The organism is Shewanella avicenniae, assembly GCF_017354945.1.
GTDB lineage: Bacteria > Pseudomonadota > Gammaproteobacteria > Enterobacterales > Shewanellaceae > Shewanella > Shewanella avicenniae.
Genome location: NZ_CP071503.1, coordinates 772242 through 789048 on the forward strand (window position 1 = coordinate 772242; position 16807 = coordinate 789048).

20 protein-coding genes are annotated in these 16807 nt (G+C 48.9%); 10 read left to right on the top strand and 10 right to left on the bottom strand.

The genetic code is table 11. The annotated features are described in order from the left end of the window. Positions 1-263: 263 nt before the first annotated feature. From JYB87_RS03280 to JYB87_RS03290, 3 genes are all read left to right on the top strand, one after another. Entirely contained in the window at positions 264-2168 is a 1905-nt protein-coding gene (locus JYB87_RS03280; RefSeq protein ID WP_207355492.1) for a peptidase U32 family protein, read from the top strand. A gap of 161 nt (positions 2169-2329) precedes the next feature. Next, positions 2330-2926 carry a hypothetical protein gene (locus JYB87_RS03285; protein ID WP_207355493.1) on the top strand — a complete coding sequence of 199 codons (597 nt, stop codon included), beginning with the start codon at positions 2330-2332 and terminating at the stop codon, positions 2924-2926. 135 nt (positions 2927-3061) lie between these two features. Next, positions 3062-3667: a HupE/UreJ family protein gene (locus tag JYB87_RS03290; RefSeq protein ID WP_207355494.1), complete on the top strand. Its 606-nt coding sequence runs from the start codon at positions 3062-3064 to the stop codon at positions 3665-3667. A 55-nt stretch (positions 3668-3722) separates the two neighbouring features. On the opposite strand, the gene JYB87_RS03295 is transcribed toward JYB87_RS03290, so the two are convergent. The 7 genes from JYB87_RS03295 to JYB87_RS03325 form a co-directional block, all read right to left on the bottom strand. Beyond that, complete coding sequence (locus tag JYB87_RS03295; protein WP_207355495.1) at positions 3723-4544, bottom strand: formate/nitrite transporter family protein; 822 nt, start codon at positions 4542-4544, stop codon at positions 3723-3725. 437 nt (positions 4545-4981) lie between these two features. Then, on the bottom strand, positions 4982-5434 hold the full coding sequence (locus tag JYB87_RS03300) for a SufE family protein (protein ID WP_207355496.1): 453 nt from the start codon (positions 5432-5434) through the stop codon (positions 4982-4984). 2 nt (positions 5435-5436) lie between these two features. Beyond that, positions 5437-6657: an aminotransferase class V-fold PLP-dependent enzyme gene (locus tag JYB87_RS03305; RefSeq protein ID WP_207355497.1), complete on the bottom strand. Its 1221-nt coding sequence runs from the start codon at positions 6655-6657 to the stop codon at positions 5437-5439. A gap of 103 nt (positions 6658-6760) precedes the next feature. Then, the gene (locus JYB87_RS03310; protein ID WP_207355498.1) at positions 6761-7798 is read right to left on the bottom strand and encodes an NADP(H)-dependent aldo-keto reductase; all 1038 of its coding nucleotides are present in this window, start codon (positions 7796-7798) and stop codon (positions 6761-6763) included. A 96-nt stretch (positions 7799-7894) separates the two neighbouring features. Next, positions 7895-8479, bottom strand: coding sequence for a GNAT family N-acetyltransferase (locus JYB87_RS03315; protein WP_228729933.1), 585 nt, complete (start codon positions 8477-8479; stop codon positions 7895-7897). A gap of 68 nt (positions 8480-8547) precedes the next feature. Continuing rightward, positions 8548-9078: an inosine/xanthosine triphosphatase gene (gene yjjX, locus JYB87_RS03320; RefSeq protein ID WP_207355500.1), complete on the bottom strand. Its 531-nt coding sequence runs from the start codon at positions 9076-9078 to the stop codon at positions 8548-8550. 4 nt (positions 9079-9082) lie between these two features. Further along, positions 9083-9550 (bottom strand): GNAT family N-acetyltransferase, encoded by a 468-nt coding sequence (locus JYB87_RS03325; protein WP_207355501.1) that lies wholly within the window; start codon positions 9548-9550, stop codon positions 9083-9085. Positions 9551-9756: 206 nt separating this feature from the next. Between JYB87_RS03325 and JYB87_RS03330 the strand changes: the two genes are divergently transcribed. After that, a complete protein-coding gene (locus JYB87_RS03330; RefSeq protein ID WP_207355502.1) occupies positions 9757-10014 on the top strand; it encodes a hypothetical protein in 258 nt (85 codons plus the stop codon). Positions 10015-10071: 57 nt separating this feature from the next. Here the strand turns inward: JYB87_RS03330 and JYB87_RS03335 are convergent, their stop codons facing one another. Both JYB87_RS03335 and JYB87_RS03340 read right to left on the bottom strand, forming a co-directional pair. After that, positions 10072-10485 carry an META domain-containing protein gene (locus JYB87_RS03335; protein WP_207355503.1) on the bottom strand — a complete coding sequence of 138 codons (414 nt, stop codon included), beginning with the start codon at positions 10483-10485 and terminating at the stop codon, positions 10072-10074. 130 nt (positions 10486-10615) lie between these two features. Then, entirely contained in the window at positions 10616-11539 is a 924-nt protein-coding gene (locus JYB87_RS03340) for a GGDEF domain-containing protein (RefSeq protein ID WP_228729934.1), read from the bottom strand. A gap of 171 nt (positions 11540-11710) precedes the next feature. Here JYB87_RS03340 and JYB87_RS03345 point away from each other — a divergent pair, with 171 nt between their 5' ends. The 5 genes from JYB87_RS03345 to JYB87_RS03365 all read left to right on the top strand — a co-directional run bounded on the left by JYB87_RS03345 (position 11711) and on the right by JYB87_RS03365 (position 14841). Next, positions 11711-12232 carry a hypothetical protein gene (locus JYB87_RS03345; protein ID WP_207355505.1) on the top strand — a complete coding sequence of 174 codons (522 nt, stop codon included), beginning with the start codon at positions 11711-11713 and terminating at the stop codon, positions 12230-12232. A gap of 47 nt (positions 12233-12279) precedes the next feature. Next, positions 12280-12633 carry a hypothetical protein gene (locus tag JYB87_RS03350; protein ID WP_207355506.1) on the top strand — a complete coding sequence of 118 codons (354 nt, stop codon included), beginning with the start codon at positions 12280-12282 and terminating at the stop codon, positions 12631-12633. A gap of 100 nt (positions 12634-12733) precedes the next feature. Continuing rightward, complete coding sequence (gene dusA / locus JYB87_RS03355) at positions 12734-13720, top strand: tRNA dihydrouridine(20/20a) synthase DusA (RefSeq protein ID WP_207356582.1); 987 nt, start codon at positions 12734-12736, stop codon at positions 13718-13720. A 232-nt stretch (positions 13721-13952) separates the two neighbouring features. Next, positions 13953-14267, top strand: a complete 315-nt coding sequence (locus JYB87_RS03360) for a hypothetical protein (RefSeq protein WP_207355507.1) — start codon at positions 13953-13955, stop codon at positions 14265-14267. A gap of 223 nt (positions 14268-14490) precedes the next feature. Further along, positions 14491-14841: a hypothetical protein gene (locus JYB87_RS03365; RefSeq protein ID WP_207355508.1), complete on the top strand. Its 351-nt coding sequence runs from the start codon at positions 14491-14493 to the stop codon at positions 14839-14841. Between the two features lie 92 nt (positions 14842-14933). Here the strand turns inward: JYB87_RS03365 and JYB87_RS03370 are convergent, their stop codons facing one another. Further along, positions 14934-15677, bottom strand: a complete 744-nt coding sequence (locus JYB87_RS03370) for an enoyl-CoA hydratase-related protein (protein WP_207355509.1) — start codon at positions 15675-15677, stop codon at positions 14934-14936. 151 nt (positions 15678-15828) lie between these two features. On the opposite strand from JYB87_RS03370, the gene JYB87_RS03375 reads away from it, so the two are divergent. Then, positions 15829-16806 carry a DUF2333 family protein gene (locus JYB87_RS03375; RefSeq protein WP_207355510.1) on the top strand — a complete coding sequence of 326 codons (978 nt, stop codon included), beginning with the start codon at positions 15829-15831 and terminating at the stop codon, positions 16804-16806. The last annotated feature ends 1 nt before the right edge of the window (position 16807 follow it).

The window sequence follows — 16807 nt, forward strand, 5'->3', positions numbered from 1 at the left end:
AACTTGCACAGGTGTAATTGGCAATAAAATGAAAAGTTATTTAATAGAGTTTCTTTGATTTTCTACGATTTATTAGTTGGTTAATCGTTATTTTTAAAGATTCACGCGTTGGCAGTGTATTTACACTTTGTGGGCGAAATTTTACAAAACCCCAAGTGATTTGACGGCAATGACGCGGGCGTAAATGAGTATCGATTGAATTCTGTGCCCTTGCGGCTTTTTTGCTATAATCCGCGCTTCGCTAATATTGGAAGCTGCTCAACATGGTGCAAATCTACACCCCTGCCAATGACATCATTCTGGATAACAAACTGGAACTTTTGTCTCCCGCAAAAAATGCTGATTACGGTATCGAAGCTATTCGCCACGGCGCAGATGCGGTGTATATCGGTGGCCCAGCCTTTGGTGCGCGCGCTACCGCAGGGAACAGCGTGAGTGATATTGCCCGCTTGAGCGAGTTTGCCCACGGTTATGGTGCGCAGGTGTTTGTGGCGCTCAATACCATTATGTCGGATGCCGAACTGCAACAAGCCGATACGCTGATCCATGAGCTTTATGATGCGGGCGTTGATGCGTTGATCGTGCAAGACATGGGCGTATTGCAGTTAGATCTGCCGCCAATTGCGCTGCACGCCAGTACCCAAACCGATAACCGCACCCCTGAAAAAGTCGCGTTTATGGAACAAGTGGGCTTCTCGCAAGTGGTGTTGGCGCGCGAGCTGAGCCTGCAACAGATTGCAGATATTGCCGCCACCGTGAAAACCCGCTTGGAGTTCTTCATCCATGGTGCGCTGTGTGTGAGTTATTCAGGCTTGTGTAATTTGAGCCATGCGTTTTCTAAGCGCTCGGCTAACCGCGGCGAATGTTCGCAGATGTGCCGCCTGCCATGTAACTTGAAAACCCGTGATGGTGAGCAACTGGCAGAAAACCAACACCTGTTATCACTGAAAGACAACAACCAGACTGATAACTTGGATGCGCTGATCAACGCCGGTATTCGCTCATTTAAGATTGAAGGCCGTTTGAAAGATCTGAGTTACGTGAAGAACGTGACCGCGCACTATCGTCAGCAGCTGGATAAGATCCTCGATCGCAATCCAGCGTTGCAAGCAGCATCTCATGGCCGCTGCGAATACACCTTTGTGCCGAATCCAGACAAAAGCTTTAACCGCGGCAAAACTGATTACTTTGTGAATCAACGCCACGGTGGCTTAAACGATTTCCGCACGCCGAAATATCTGGGGCAATCAGCCGGTAAAGTGACTGCCATAGGCAAAGACTGGCTGGAGATCGACCACAGCGGTAGTGAAGTTGAACAGCTGCACAACGGTGATGGCCTGTGTTATTTCACCATCGATTTCCAAAAAGCAATTCACTCGGATGCCAAGCTGAGTGGCTTACGGGTAAACCGCGCCGAAGGCAATCGCGCCTACTTGGCCAACCATGTGCCAAACGATTTGCGCGTGGGCATGGAGCTATTCCGTAACCTTGACCATGACTTTGAAGCGATTCTTAGCAAAGAGTCATCTAAGCGTTTGATTGAAGTCGATATCACCTTGTTTGATACCGACAGCGGCTTAGGTGTACGGGTTAAAGATGATCATGGTCATCAGATTGAAGTCAGCGCCGAACTCGAAAAACAAGCCGCCAATGATGCAGAAAAAACCATTGCCCAACAGCAAAAAGGCTTGGCGAAACTCGGAGGGACTCGTTATCACGCTCGCAAGGTTGAGATTGCCACTTCGCAGCCGTGGTTTGTGCCAGCTGGGCAGTTAAACGCGCTGCGCCGTGAGGCGATTGACGCGTTTGAGCAATACCGCGTTGATAACTATCAGCGCCCACCGCAATGGCCACGTAGTGATGTTGCCACCTTCCCGCAGAAGCATTTGAGCTTCTTGGGTAACGTGCTCAATGACAAAGCGGAAAGCTTTTACAAGCAGCATGGCGTGATTGAAATCGACGCAGCTTATGAGAAAAACCAAGTGCTGAATGATGCGCCATTGATGATCACTAAGCACTGTTTGCGCTACAGCTTTAACCTGTGTCCGAAAGAAACTCCAGGGATCAAAGCCGAGCCGATGGTGCTCGAAGTCGGCAGCGATACGCTCAAGTTGGTATTTGATTGCCAGAAATGCGAAATGATGGTGGTCGGCAGTAACCGTTTGTAATCATGCTGCTTGATTAACCTGTATCAACACTCAAAGCCGACATCAGCGTCGGCTTTTTGCTGCCCCTGTATGCTGAGGTTCAGCTTGGCTCGGGTATAGTCGTTAACTTAGCTTGCTGCTGACAGCGATAATAGACTGTATTTAAAAAGGAATAATGCGTAATGTTGCAATGGATGGTGAAGTATCGTGTCTGGATTTTTCTGTGGTGTTTGGTGCTATTGCCGTTATTGGAGTCGCTCTATCCGGGCACACTTTGGGGGCTGAATTGGCAGTCACCGATGTTGACCGCCTATGTGAGGGCATATCTATTGCTGCTAAAACTGGGCATGTTGTTTATTGTCGGGACTGTGCTGTTAGCCCTATATCCATACCTTAAGCCCAAGCTGAAGCGGCCAATTATCCCCGTCTCAGTTTTAACTGGGTTATGCCTCATGCAGCTGCCCTTTGTGTTGTTAGGGGTGATGTTGAATCTGCCAAGCGCCGGTTACCTTGAGCACTTTCATAACGAGTTTTCACTCGATGGACAACCGTTTTACGTCTATACCGCAGATCCCGGTGCTTTTGGGACGGCTTATCACTACGTGTATCGAGTCTGTCCGCGTCCTCTTGGTCGCTATGAGCTGAAAGAGCTTGGCCGTTTAGATTGGATGGGGGATATTCAGTTTCATCTTGAGGGGAGTGAGTTCGTCGCGACAGGTGAAAGCTCTCCAGATAAACCGCGGGAGCAACGTTTGTCACTTGCGAATAGCGATTGCTAATCGGTTGACTCAATCAAGACTAAAGTCGTTATCGGAATTGAACAGCTTTTGTGGTTTTTTTGAACTAAGTCAAATCCTCAGCGGATAAACTCTTCTAAGGTGTAGTTGTGTATCACAGGCCAACTAGAGGTATGTATGCGCAACTTCTCCGCGTTTAATGAACATCCGTTCCGTCTACCGATTACATTGCTTATTGCCTTGTTATTTTGGTTTTCTTTTGCGCCAGTTTTGTCACCGGAATTGCCCCAATTTCCACATTGGCAATTCATCGCAACTGTGTTGTTTATGATTGGCGTTGGCATTTGGGCGATGCAGATTGGTGGTCGAGCATTGTGGGCATTACCCCTGAGTTTCTCAGTGTTGTTATTGGCTGGCTTTGCCACCGAGCACACTTCAATCGCAATGATATTTGCAGAAGAGGGAATGTTACTGGCAGTGTTTTTGATCGGTATGTTGGTCGCGGGAAATGTGCGTTGGTCGGTACACGGGGCGATAGCGTTAACAGGCGTGTTAGCCTTTGCTTTTGGCTATCGTTTTGCTCACCTAGAGCCTATGGCGTCAGCGGATATTAGCCAACAATTGTTGCTCCTTGGCGCGCCGCTGGTGACTGCCGGCATCTTATGCTGTGTGTTTGGAGAAAGCGCTTGCTATGCACTGTTCAAAACCCACCATCGCAATATTGCATTTGGTTACGGAGGAGTGATGCTCGCTGCGGGTTTTCTGTTGGTGCTACTGCGCTAACGTATGTGTAAATAGCAAAAGACCGCCACGTTTGGCGGTCTTTTTTTATCCGCGATTAGGCCGATTTTTTCAAGGTACGGGCAGGGCTAGTGCGTACGTGAGTAAAGTACAGCGGTAAGCCAACCAACACAAATCCACCCACCAGATTACCGAGCGCCGTTGGAATTTCGTTCCAGACGATATACTCCATAAAGGTGAAGTTACCGCCCATGATCATTGAGAATGGGAACAAAAACATATTCACAATCGAGTGCTCAAAGCCCATAAAGAAGAACAACATAATTGGCATCCACATCGCCATCATTTTACCGGTTGCAGAGCTAGAGATCATCGCGCCCACAACCCCCATGGACACCATCCAGTTACACAACATGCCGCGGATAAAAATAGTCAACCAGCCATCGAACCCTTGTGCCTTGTAGCCTAAGGTGCGTGACTCGCCAATCTTGGCGACTTTCTCGGCGATGATCCCTCCGTCGACGTTATAGCCGTAGGTGAGAATAAACGACATCATAAAGGCGACGGTCAGTGCACCGCCAAAGTTACCCAAAAATACCAAGCCCCAGTTCCGCAGTACTTGGCTCATGGTCACCCCAGGTCGCTTATCGATTAATGCCAATGGCACTAAGGTAAACACGCCTGTGAGCAAATCGAACTTCATCAAGTACAGCATGATAAAGCCCACTGGGAACAATATTGCGCCGATCAGTGGTTGCCCGGTTTTAACCGCGACTGTGATGGCGAATACGGCGGCTAACGCCAAAATCGCCCCTGCCATAAATGCACGAATCAAGGTGTCTCGGGTAGACATATAAACCTTGGATTCACCTTGATCGACCATTTTGGTGACGAATTCATTTGGTTCTACATAAGACATCTTGGGTTCCTCACACAGTTGTCATTGAGATTCAGCGTTTGAGATACATGTTCGGGACTGCAGGGCTATCACGGCAAAATTCAGGCATAAAAAAACGCCCTAAGTATTGCGTGATTAACACGTAATACTTAGGGCGCCATTACCCGGTGATACATTCAAATTCAGTGCACTCATACTGAATTTGAAGGCTGCACATTCCGATTAAGCCACAGACTTCAGTGCCTGTTTTATTTTCATTTTATCAATTGCAGGTAGTGTGCCAAAATTAATAATCATTTAAAATCAGTATGTTGTTTATTGTGGTGGTATGTGGGATGAATCTTTATGTGCACTAATATGGTGAGGTTTTGCCCTGTTGAAGTGCAACTGCCTGCGTTACGTCAGGGCAAGGAGACAAGTTTAGCCTGTTACTTGTGAGCGAGATTATTTGGGTGAGATTATTGCGCCATTAGCTTAACTTGCTGCACTAACGCATAGAGCCCATTACTGCGCGACGGACTCAACTGGCCAGCCAATCCCAATTGAGCAAAATACGCCTCTGCGTTAAAGGCATTGATATCCGCTGTCGTTGCACCATTGGTGGCGGCTAAAATCAGCACAATCAGGCCCTTGACGATACGCGCTTCGCTGTCCGCCAGATAGAAGTGCTGGCCATTGATTTCAGTGTGATACAACCAGGCGGCACTTTCGCAGCCATCCACTTGGGCTTTCGCAGTTTTGAACGCGTCATCCATAGCTGGCAGCAGTTTGCCCAGTTGCATCAGCAAGCGGTATTTATCTTGCCAGTTACTGGCCTGAGCCAGTTTATCACGAGCGCTAAGCAGCTTATCTTGCTGTTGATAAAAGGCGCTAAATTGCGTGGCAGGCAGTGATGGTAAAGCGTCGGTCACAATTAAAAATCCTCATTCAGCAGTTCAAGGGTTTGCTTCAGCGCTGCTAAAAACTGCTGAATATCTTGCTCATTGGTGTAGATGCCAATCGAGGCGCGGCAGCAACCGCTGAGCTGTAACAGTTCCATCAGCGGCATGGCGCAGTGATGGCCGCAGCGAATCGCTACGCCTTGCTGATCTAGCAGCGCGCCGATGTCTTGATGATGTTCGCCGCGCACGTTAAACGCCACCGCACCGCAGTTATCACTGTGGGCGCCGTATAACTCGATTTCTGGCAACTGAGCCAATCCTTGCTGCAGTAGTTGCAGCATGCGTTGCTCATGGGCGTTGCTGTCGCTGTTGGCGTGTTGCTGGAGAAATTCGATCGCTTCGCCAAGGCCAATAATCTCGGCAATCGGCGGTGTGCCCGCTTCTAACCGATGCGGCAGCGCGCCAAAGGTGGTGCCACTGAAACTCACGGTTTTGATCATCTCGCCGCCAGTCAGCAGCGGGGTTAACTTTTCGAGCTCGGCAAGCTTGCCCCATAAGACGCCAACGCCAGTTGGGCCATACATTTTGTGGCCAGAAAAGGCATAAAAATCGCAGCCGATGGCTTGCACATCCACGCTTAAGTGCGCAATCGCTTGCGCGCCATCGACGACTGTCATCGCGCCTGCTTGTTTCGCTAGCTGACACAACTGAGCGATATCATTCACGGTACCGAGCACATTGGACACATGACTCAGCGTCACCAGTTTTGGATTGCGCGCGAGCTGGGTTTTGAAGGCTTTGATGTCCAAGCGCTGCTGGCCATCCAGGGCAATCGGTTCGACGATTGCCCCTGTGCGCAATGCCAGTTGCTGCCACGGCACTAAATTGGCGTGATGGGCGGCACTATCAATCAACATCAAATCACCGGCGCTCAGTTGCGGCGCCAAACCATAGGCCAGCATGTTGAGTGATTCGGTGGTGCCGTGGGTAAAGATAAGCTCTTGGCGGATATGGGCATTGATAAAGCTTGCGAGCTGGTCGCGCACCGCTTCTACTGCGCGGGTGGCGCTGGCAGATAATTGATAAGAACCACGGTGCACATTGGCATTTTGCTGGCGATAGTAGTGATCCATCGCGGCGATTACGCTTTCAGGTTTCTGCGCGGTCGCGGCGGTGTCGAGATAACACAGCGGATAGTCACCTTGAGATAAGGTCAGCAGTGGAAACTGCGCGCGAATAGCAGCGTGGTTCATGGATCAATGCTCAGCGTTGCAACAAAAGAATAGGCGGCAGATCTTCAAAGATTCTGCCGCCTATTGCAAGGGCTTTAGCCTGTTTGCAGTCAACGAGCTTTCACTAAGGGCAAGGCAAGCGGAACTCGTCGGAGATATCTCGCAGTGACTGCAGTATCTCTTCATCAAGAGTTAAATCCAGGCTGCCGATGTTCTCTTCTAACTGCTGCACGCTGGTGGCGCCGATAATATTACTGCCCACAAATGGACGGCTGTTGACCCATGCGAGCGCCAGTTGTGCCGGACTCAGATTGAGTTTTTTTGCTAGTGCAACATAGGCTTCCGTGGCCTTTAATGCTTGTTGACTGCCGTTATAACGAGAGAAACGTTTGAACAAGGTTAGCCGCGCATTTTCAGGGCTTTGGCCATTGAGGTATTTACCCGTGAGCGTGCCGAACGCCAGTGGTGAGTAGGCCAACAGCGGCAGCTGTTCGCGGTGGCTGATTTCACTCATGCCTACTTCAAAACTGCGGTTTAGCAAGCTATACGGGTTTTGTACGGTGACGATGCGTGGCAGGCTATGTTTCTCGGCATACTGCAGATACTTCATGATGCCCCAAGGGGTTTCGTTTGAAACGCCGATATAACGCACCTTGCCCATGCGGATCACTTCTGCCAAGGCTTCGAGGGTTTCGATGATCGAGGCTTTGGTTTCACGTGGGTTTTCAGGGTAGTACAACTCGCCAAAAAAGTTGGTGTGACGTTGCGGCCAGTGGATTTGGTACAGGTCGATGGTATCAATCCCCAAGCGCTCTAACGAGGCATCCACCGCAGCATGAATATTGTTCCAATCCAATGCCATACTGGGACGAATGTAATCGCATCGGCCGGGGCCGGCGATTTTGGTGGCGATGACTAGCTTGTCGCGATTTTTACGACTGCGTAAATATTCGCCCAAAATGGTTTCGGTAGCGCCTTGGGTTTCTGGCTTAGGGGGAACCGGATACATTTCGGCGGTATCAATAAAGTTGATGCCAGCGCCAATCGCGCAGTCCAGTTGCGCAAAGGCCTCTGCCTGACTGTTTTGCTCGCCCCACGTCATGGTGCCGAGGCACAGCTTACTGACATCAAGGCTCGTCTGGGGAATTCGGCGATATTCCATCAATCACTCCCTTTGCTTGAATAAGAGATTCAAGCTAACAAGTTTTTTCAAGGCTGCACAGGGAGATGTTGTTCAGCTGATGTATTTTTCGCCAGTTTACAGCGCTTTTAGCATGGGGATTTCGCACACTGTGTGTCCGGTATTCCCCAAATGCTGTGGCAAGCGACGAAAACCGAGGTGATAGTATAGTCGAAGCGCCTCTGGCAGGATTTCGGTCGTCTCAAGGTAGATCTGCTGATAACCAAAGTCACGGGCAAAGTTCATACACAATTGCGCAATTGCGCTCGCTAAACCTCTGCCACGAATGCTTGGAAGAAAGTACATTTTCTGCAGTTCACAGATATCGTTGTTGCCAGCAAGGGCGCCGATACCACAACCGCCCACGATCTCGCCATCAGCCTCAATTACCAAATAGAGATGACCTTCAGGGGCATAAACTGTGGCGATATGATCTAAGGTTGCGTCACCCACACTGTAGCCTTTCTCGGGTGTCAGCTCATACTCGGCCGAGACTGTGCGAATTAACTGCGCGACGGCGGCGTTGTCTTCGGCTTTGATAGGGCGAATATTGATGTTGGGCGTCACTCGCCAGCGCCATGATTGTTTGGCGGGAATTAATCCTTGCGGTGGCTTAGCGTGAGAGCGGTCAGTCATGGCGAGTGGTGAATGAAAGTTGTTCAATGAATAGCACAACATAGCCTGAGAATTTGCACAGTGCAATCTCCGTGGAACAGTGTAATCTCTGTGGATCAGTACAAGTCACGGAATCGTAACGGGGCGCTGGCGAGGATCAGTGCTGCGGTATAAATGCTTTCTCGACTGGCATGACCTTGGGTTAATAAGCCAATCGCACCGCCCGCCTGCTTCACATTCACTGTGTTGAATAGCGCATCCATAATCTCACCGAGTTCTTGCGCGGGTAATTTATCAAACACTTGCTGCGGTAACGGTAACAATGCGCTACGCCCAACACACAATTGCGTGTTGGTGGCGATGGTGACATAGGCAAAGGTGGCCGGGCCATGGTCGAAATTATCCACGCCGCCTTCCATGCTGAGGTAATAGTCAGCTTGATGATGTGCGCGACACCATTCAACACGATTGATGGCACCTTGCTTGGTTTCGCTGTCTGTCATCGGTTGGTCAGCGACACCAGAGGGTGCCTTGACCGCTTCCACCACAATGTTGGCGTTTGGATGCAGCGTGCCGACCACGGCTTTAGCCGCATTTACTTTGACCGGATTGGTTGAGCCGACGACGATGCGAATAGTGTTGCTCATGGGTTTACTTCACCTTTTCTTCAAACATTAACTTTTCTTCAAACATCAAATAGTGGCTTTGCTCCATGCCGAGCGCTTTGTAGGTGTGCTGTGCGGCGTGGTTATCGTGCTCGACATACAAGCGGAAACTGGCGGCAGAGTTATCCGCTGCTGCTAAGTCTTTCACCTTTTGGTACAGGGCGCGATATAGCCCTTGGCGACGGAACGCGGGTTTTACGTATACGCTTTGAATCCAGTAGTAGTCTTTGGCGCGCCAGTCACTCCATTCAAAAGTGACCATCAGTGAGGCGGCAATTTCACCCGCTTTTTCTACCACCAAATAGAAGCCGCGACTGGGTTGTTTCAGCAGTGTTTGTACGCCTTGCGTCAAGATATCTGCATTAAGTTCCAGCCCTTCGGTTTCAAAGGCCATGGCTTGGTTAAAGGCGACGATGTCGGCGAGGTCTTGCTGAGTTCCTTTGCGTATCAACATATTGGCGATTTTGTCTAAGCGAGAAAATGAAGTGGCAACAATCTAGCAGGGGCTGGCGTTTGCTGCAAATTGCTTAGGCCGGATTTTTTATAGCAAAACCTTATTAGACTAAAGTCTAGTGATGGCTATAATTGTTCGGGAATTAGACAGATTTCCCGGTGTTACCGGTGTTGAGTTGTAGTGAACAGATGTTCCGGGGCAAGACGATGAATAACAGCAATAAAAATCCAGTGCCTAATTGGCTGATGGCAAATCTATTACACTTTGTATTAACTACCTTGACCTTTGGTCTATGGGCACCAGTTTGGTGGTGGTTTGTATTTCGCGAAGAAATTAAAACCTCGGGTTGGTTTCACCTGTTTGATAATGACTACTGGGACTACATCGTCGAGCGTGACGAGCCACCAGCAGCACTTTATCCAACCCGTTTTGATCTCGCTGGCGAAATGCAGTTCAAAGCGTAAGCTACACGCTTTACTGGCTCTTGAGTCTTTACGAAAACCTAGCCTCGGCTGGGTTTTTTAGTTTATGCGCTCTAATTTGAGCAATCGCTGGTGATGACGATCAAGTAGCTTCAGCTGATCACCTTTAATGTGCAGTTGTGCCACCTGTGGTAACACCTCACGAAAGGCTTGTTCTTGCTGCATCAATGCATCCACACAGGCTTTGCGAGTACCTTGTTCGGCAGTTAGTTGCAGCTGGTGATCCACCAACTGGTAGTGACCAGTAAAGCTATTACAGCTGTTATTGCCGCTGAGTTGACCGTCCTCGGCGAAGGTTAAATAAGCGGTGCTATAACTAAGCGTGGCTTGCTGCTTAATAGCGGTCAGGTACCATTTACCCACGAGTTGATTCGCAAGTTGTGGCTCATTGATGGAAGATTGGCAGGCGCTGATGAACCCTATCAACGCAACAACGACAGCAATTTTTCGCATAAGACAACGGCTAAATTAATGCGGGGCGTCAGTTTGGCAATTCTCATTAAAAAGTAAAAGCCTAATATCCGTGCATGACACACATTTATTAGGCTTTTCGATGAGTTGTTATTAATTGGTGGCTTGAATGTTACGCTTCGGTATTAATGCTGAGCGTTGCATGTGATGACTGTAAGCCTTCTTTGGCACTCTCCAACATCGGCGCGAGTTTGGCTGTAGAGTCTGGCGCAAAGAACTTGGCGCTAGAGTCTAGCGTCATCGGGGTGGGTGATTGGGCAAATTGCTTTTCGACCCGACGAATGATGTGCTCTAAATCGCGCTCCATATCCACAAACACCAGCAAGACAAATTTGGTGGCATCAAAATGCGCCGCCATATCCGCAACGCGCAAGGTACCAATCAACAAGTTCGCCAGTTCGCGATGTGCCCGTTCTTGTGTTTCTTCGTCAACCTCACCTTGTGGAACCAACTCAAAAAAGATTAGGCCGCAATGAGCGCCGAAGCGTCGACCCAAATTGAGCTGCCTCGGCGCCATCATAATGAAGCCATAACTGTTCAACATACCGGTGGCTGGATCGCGCATCGACAAGGCTTCAATCCGATGGTTTTGGCATAGCAAGGCTAAATCTTGTTGCAGTAAAATTTGAAATGGCTCAAGCATCATTGGCGATACGTGCTGCACCTCATTGGCGTGCGCATTCACCACACACAAACAACCGAACTCAGAACCATCGGGCCAAAATACCGGCCGAGATAAGATGCATATTGCGTTGCTAAATTCTTTCGGCAGTTCATCGGAGACCATTTGAGTAAGATCGAGGTTAAGGCCGCCGATGCCACTGGAGGTCATCTGCTGCAATAATGGGCTTTCAAGCTCGAACTGTTTACCAGGGGCGAACCGAAACGTGGTATCAGCTGCACTGGCAATAATTTCAAAGCCAGCGTCAGTTTTTTGCAGCACAAATACTTTATCTGCCTGATAATAGTGTTTCATCAACTCGCACTGTTGCACCCAGCGCACGAGGTTGAGTCCGTGGTTATCATGTTCCAGCAAACTTTTTCCTGGTTTCACTGTATCGGGCAGCATAAGGTGTTTCGCCTATGTTATTGAGTTATAGGTAAGTGTGGTGACTTTGTTGCAGATTTGCAACTTTATTCCAGTGTGCTATAGCAAAAGTGTGTAGTGGCTATGTTTTTATTTAAATAACATAAAAATTAGTGAGTTATGCAGATAAAATGTGCGGATAAAAGCGATATTCCGGTGATTAAAGCGTTAGAAAAGTTGGCCGTTTCTGATGAATTTTCCGAAATTGAGCTGCGCCAAGGGGTATCTGGCGATTTTTTTGATGAGCAACAGTTGCAGACATTAGTCGCGCAGCGAGCGATTTGGCTGATTTTTGATAACGCTTCTGCGGTGGGGTATTTGGTATTTGCCAAGTTTGACTTTCATCAACACAGCCCGCTCTATCGCCAGCTGCACAACCGTTGCTCTGGTAACAGAGAGTTGGGCATAGATTGGCAACATCTCAATGTGTGTGGTCCCGTGTGGCTCCATCAACGAGCAAGAGGTAAGGGCGCGTTTCAGCAGCTATATGCGGCGGCGAAAGCAAAGTCGTCAGGCCAAGTCATTGCGTTGATCGCCGAACATAATAGTGCATCAATAAAAGCCCACTGTCGCGCCGCGAATATGCAGATTATTGATTTTCAGACACTCTCCGGACGAGATTTCTATCTGCTGCTGGGCTAAAGCGTTAGCGCAGTTTTGCAATTTCATACATTTGAACAAGGGAAGCTATGACGCGGTTATCAGAGGCTGAAACGCTCGAAAATTTATTGCCTGAGCTGCAACGCTTGCCGTTGTCTAGCTATGATCTTGCCCGTTATCTTTTTTCTAAGCTGGCATTAGCAAACCTGAGCGCACAGGTGTGGGAGATCAAATTGGCCGACGCGACTCGGCACCATTTTGCGCTGCAGCATCATGAGGCTTGGTTGGATTGTGGTGCAGACAATGCTGCCCAAGCTACGCCAATGGTGCTCGGGGCAGATACGGTTGTTGAGCCCCTGAAGTTGCTTGAAGTCGCGGCGCTGTCGGAGGCGCAGCTACAGTTTATGTGTATTCAATCCGCCCATTTCGACCATTGCTACTGAGTTGCGGGCCATATTTTTGAGCTCAATACCTACTGTGTGTATAATCGCCCGCCCAGATCGTCATGGTGCTGCGTTATGCAGCAGCGTTTAACTATAGGTAATCAGTGTGAAGCAGCCTCTTAATCATTATCGTCGCTTTAGTATTGCGCCCATGTTGGAGTGGACTGATCGCCATTACCGCTACTTTGCTCGCCTTATGTCGTCGCAAACCTTGCTCTATACCGAGATGGTTACCACCGGCGCGATTCTGTTTGGTAAAGGGGATTACCTCGAATACAACAGCGAAGAGCATCCGTTAGCGTTGCAACTCGGGGGGAGTGATCCCGCTGCTTTGGCTAAATGTGCCAAAATCGCCGCAGAACGTGGCTATGATGAAGTTAATCTCAACGTCGGTTGTCCATCTGATCGTGTTCAAAATGGCCGTTTTGGCGCTTGTCTAATGGGCGAACCAGCGCTGGTTGCTGATTGTATTAAAGCGATGCAGGATGTGGTCGACATTCCGGTGACAGTGAAGACCCGCATCGGCATTGATGAGCAAGATTCCTACCCATTTTTGACCCGCTTTATTGATAAGGTTAGCGCCACTGGCTGCGAGACTTTTATTATCCATGCGCGTAAAGCGTGGTTGAACGGCTTGAGCCCGAAAGAGAACCGGGAAATTCCGCCGTTGGATTATCCGCGCGTCTATCAACTGAAGCAGGATTATCCGCAGCTCAATATTAGCCTCAATGGCGGCGTAAAAACCTTTGAAGAGATGGATACCCATCTGCAACACCTCGATGGGGTAATGGTTGGCCGCGAAGCTTACCAAAATCCTTATCTGTTGGCCGACGTTGATCAACGTTTGTATGGACTGGATAAACCGAGCTTAACGCGTGATGAGGTGGTTGATTTGATGCTGCCTTATATTGAGCGTCACTTGCAAAATGGCGGTCGCTTGAACCACATTACCCGACACATGACGGGGCTCTATCAAGGGGTGGCCGGTGGCCGTCGTTGGCGCCGTTACCTCAGCGAAAATGCCCATAAGCAGGGGGCCGATTGTGAGGTGGTATTGGCTGCACGCGCCAGTATTCAGCAAGGCTAAAAACGCTGTTGGTTAAAATAACGACAACAGTGGTGAAATTCGCCACTGTTTAATTTAGCTGCAGCATTTATCGGTAATCTGTGCCCAATTTTCTGCTGCAACCACCTCGTTAAAAATATAAATTTTATTTATATTTCAATATATTACGTGTTATTTTTGAATTCTGGCACACCCCTTGAATTATCCTGTTCGAACGCTGAATAGTTCAGCACTGAATAAAAGGATGATTCACATGAAAAACTTCACTTCTACTTTAATTGCCGGTGTATTGGTTTCAACTAGCTTATTGGGTAACGCTGCAGAAGCGGCAGATACCGCTGCTGATGTTCAACACCAATTGGTGACTTCAATCAGCAACAGCATTAGCCAGCAAGCCAATGAGCTGTATTACGGTGCGAAGGCTGAAATCCTCGCTTCAATTCAACGCGAACTGAGTTTGTCGCTGGCCAGTCTCGAACTTGATAACAGCCAAGCACCTATGATGGCTGAAGCGAATGATGCGCCAGTCGCGAACGACGCCAACGCGTTACAAACTGCGGCTAAGTAACAGGAGCGAATAATGAATTTAGCTGAACGTATGGGGAATCCTAAAAAATGGCTCTGTGGGTTAAGTCATAAGTTGGCGACAGATATGTCGTGGTCGCTAACCACTGTACGTCTAACGTGGATTTTACTTGGGATCATTCAACCTATTACGACCTTATTGGTGTACTTCGGGTTGAGCGCGCTGTATCCCATGCTAAAAAATCGTTAGTACGGCGGGAGGTCAAATGCATAAACACAGACGCTACCGTCGAAGTTCGCAGTTATTGGTTTGGGCCTTAGTGGCTGGCTTTATCCTGCTGGCGTTAATGATGACTCAGGCTGACACTCTGTCATGGATTATGGCATCACCGCTGATGTGGTTTGATGAGAGCCTTTGGTCAATGAGTCTCGCTGCGATGACGGTGCTGCTTTTGCTCTGTTGGGTGACGGCGGCTTTTAGTTTGATGGCGTTAGCGACCTTGTCTTGTTCGCTGATGGCTTTAGTACTGCTGTTGAGTGGTGCAAGTTTATTGTGGCCAATCATGTTGATATTGCTAGCTGTGTGGGGTTTTAATCGCGCATTGCAACAACCTTGACCGTCTACTTAGCGCCTTTAACATAAAGGGTGTTAAGCAGACAGCCACACTATGCGTGTTCAGTCGTCAGCTTGCTGTTGTTAGTCGTGCTTTCAGAATCTGTTCATCAAGAATTGTTGAAAATGCTGCCGAGCTTCGTCGCTGCTGAGACACTTGGTAAAGCAATCCAACTCTTGCTGCATATGCAGTTTGAGCTGATTCTTCCAAGGTTTCATCAGCGCTTTGGTTTGTTGCACCGCTGCACTTGGTTTGCTGGCAATCAACTTGGCTTTGCTAAGACTAAACTCAAATAACTCGTCTTCTTCAATGATTTCATTGATGATGCGATAGCCGCGCGCTTGCATGGCGTTAAATGGCTCACCAGTGAGCAGTAGCTCGGCCGCACGAGGGAAGCCTACCAGTTGTGGTAGCAACATGCTGGCACCTGCTTCGGGCACAAGGGCGAGATTGATAAAGGGCAGTTGAAATTGCGCACTTGCATCAGCATAAACCAGATCGCAATGCAGCAACATGGTGGTGCCGATGCCGATAGCAGGGCCACTGACTGCGGCAATCAACGGTTTTTTCAATGCCAGTAAGCAGAACAGAAATTGAATGGCCGGATGCTCAGCATCTATGTTGGGCAAGTTGAGAAAATCAGCAATGTCATTGCCTGCAGTAAAACAGTGCGGTTCGCCACAGAGCAGAAAGCTGCAGATGTCATTGTTGCTGTCACCTTCAATCAGGTAAGCTGTGAGTTCACGGTACATTTCCAGATTGATGGCGTTCAGTTTATCTAAGCGATTGAACTGTATGATACGCACACCGTCGATATCGTTAACCTTGATCATGGACATCTAAACTGCCTCCCTCGGTCAAACCATGAGTATGGCAGTGTAAGCGAATATGTGTAGAATTTAAACGTTCGTTTAATTTGAGCTGGTGTCACTGCCAAGCATCAATTAGCGTGACGCAAAGCTGAGACTCGCTAGAGTGAAGGAGCGAAACATGCAAGCAAAATGGAGCTGGAAAATACTACTGTCAGGTGTGGTAGCGGTTGTTTTCGCATTTTATCTGGTGGCTGTGTGGTGGAGCGTTGAGCCGGATGTGCTCGCACCGCAAACCACAACTTCTGCCGATGGTAAACCGCTCACCGGTTATGCCACCACCAGTGCCATCATTGATTCAATGGAAACCTTGTTGGATAAGTCTGGTGGCTGGTTGTCAAATGACATTACCCCGCCATCTTTGATGATGGACAACATGCCTGCCTTTGAATTTGGCGCGCTGGAGCAGATCCGCGACATGGCGCTGATCATGCGCAAAGAGTTTAGCCGCTCGCAGTCGCAATCTACCGCCGATAAAGATCTGCTTGAGGCGCATTCCAAGTTGAATATTGACCACACCAGTTGGTTGGTGCCGAGTGCTGAGAGTCAATATCGCGATGCCATCAAGCTGTTCAAACTCTATCGGGCGCGCATGGCTGACCCGAATAACAAAGATGCGCAATTTTATGCGCGTGCAGATAACCTCAATGAATGGCTCAAAGAGGTGCAAAAGCGGCTTGGTAGTTTGTCGCAACGTCTCTCCGCCAGTGTGGGGCAGGAGCGGTTAAACACTGATCTCGCCGGTGATAGCGCAGCGCGTCAGTCAACCCCTGTGGCATCAAGCCAGCAGATCAAAACCAGCTGGTGGCAGATTGATAATGTGTTTTTTGAGGCACGTGGCTCTACGTGGGCGCTACTGAATTTTATGAAGGCCATTGAAGTGGACTTCGCCGATGTGTTGCAGAAGAAAAATGCTGAAGTGAGCCTACGCCAGATTGTGCGCGAGCTTGAAGGGACGCAGCAAACGGTATGGAGTCCGATGATCTTGAATGGTTCCGGGTTTGGTTTTATGGCAAATCACTCTTTGGTGATGGCGAACTATATCTCTCGGGCAAATGCCGCCGTCATCGATCTTACTAATCTGTTATCACAAGGCTAAT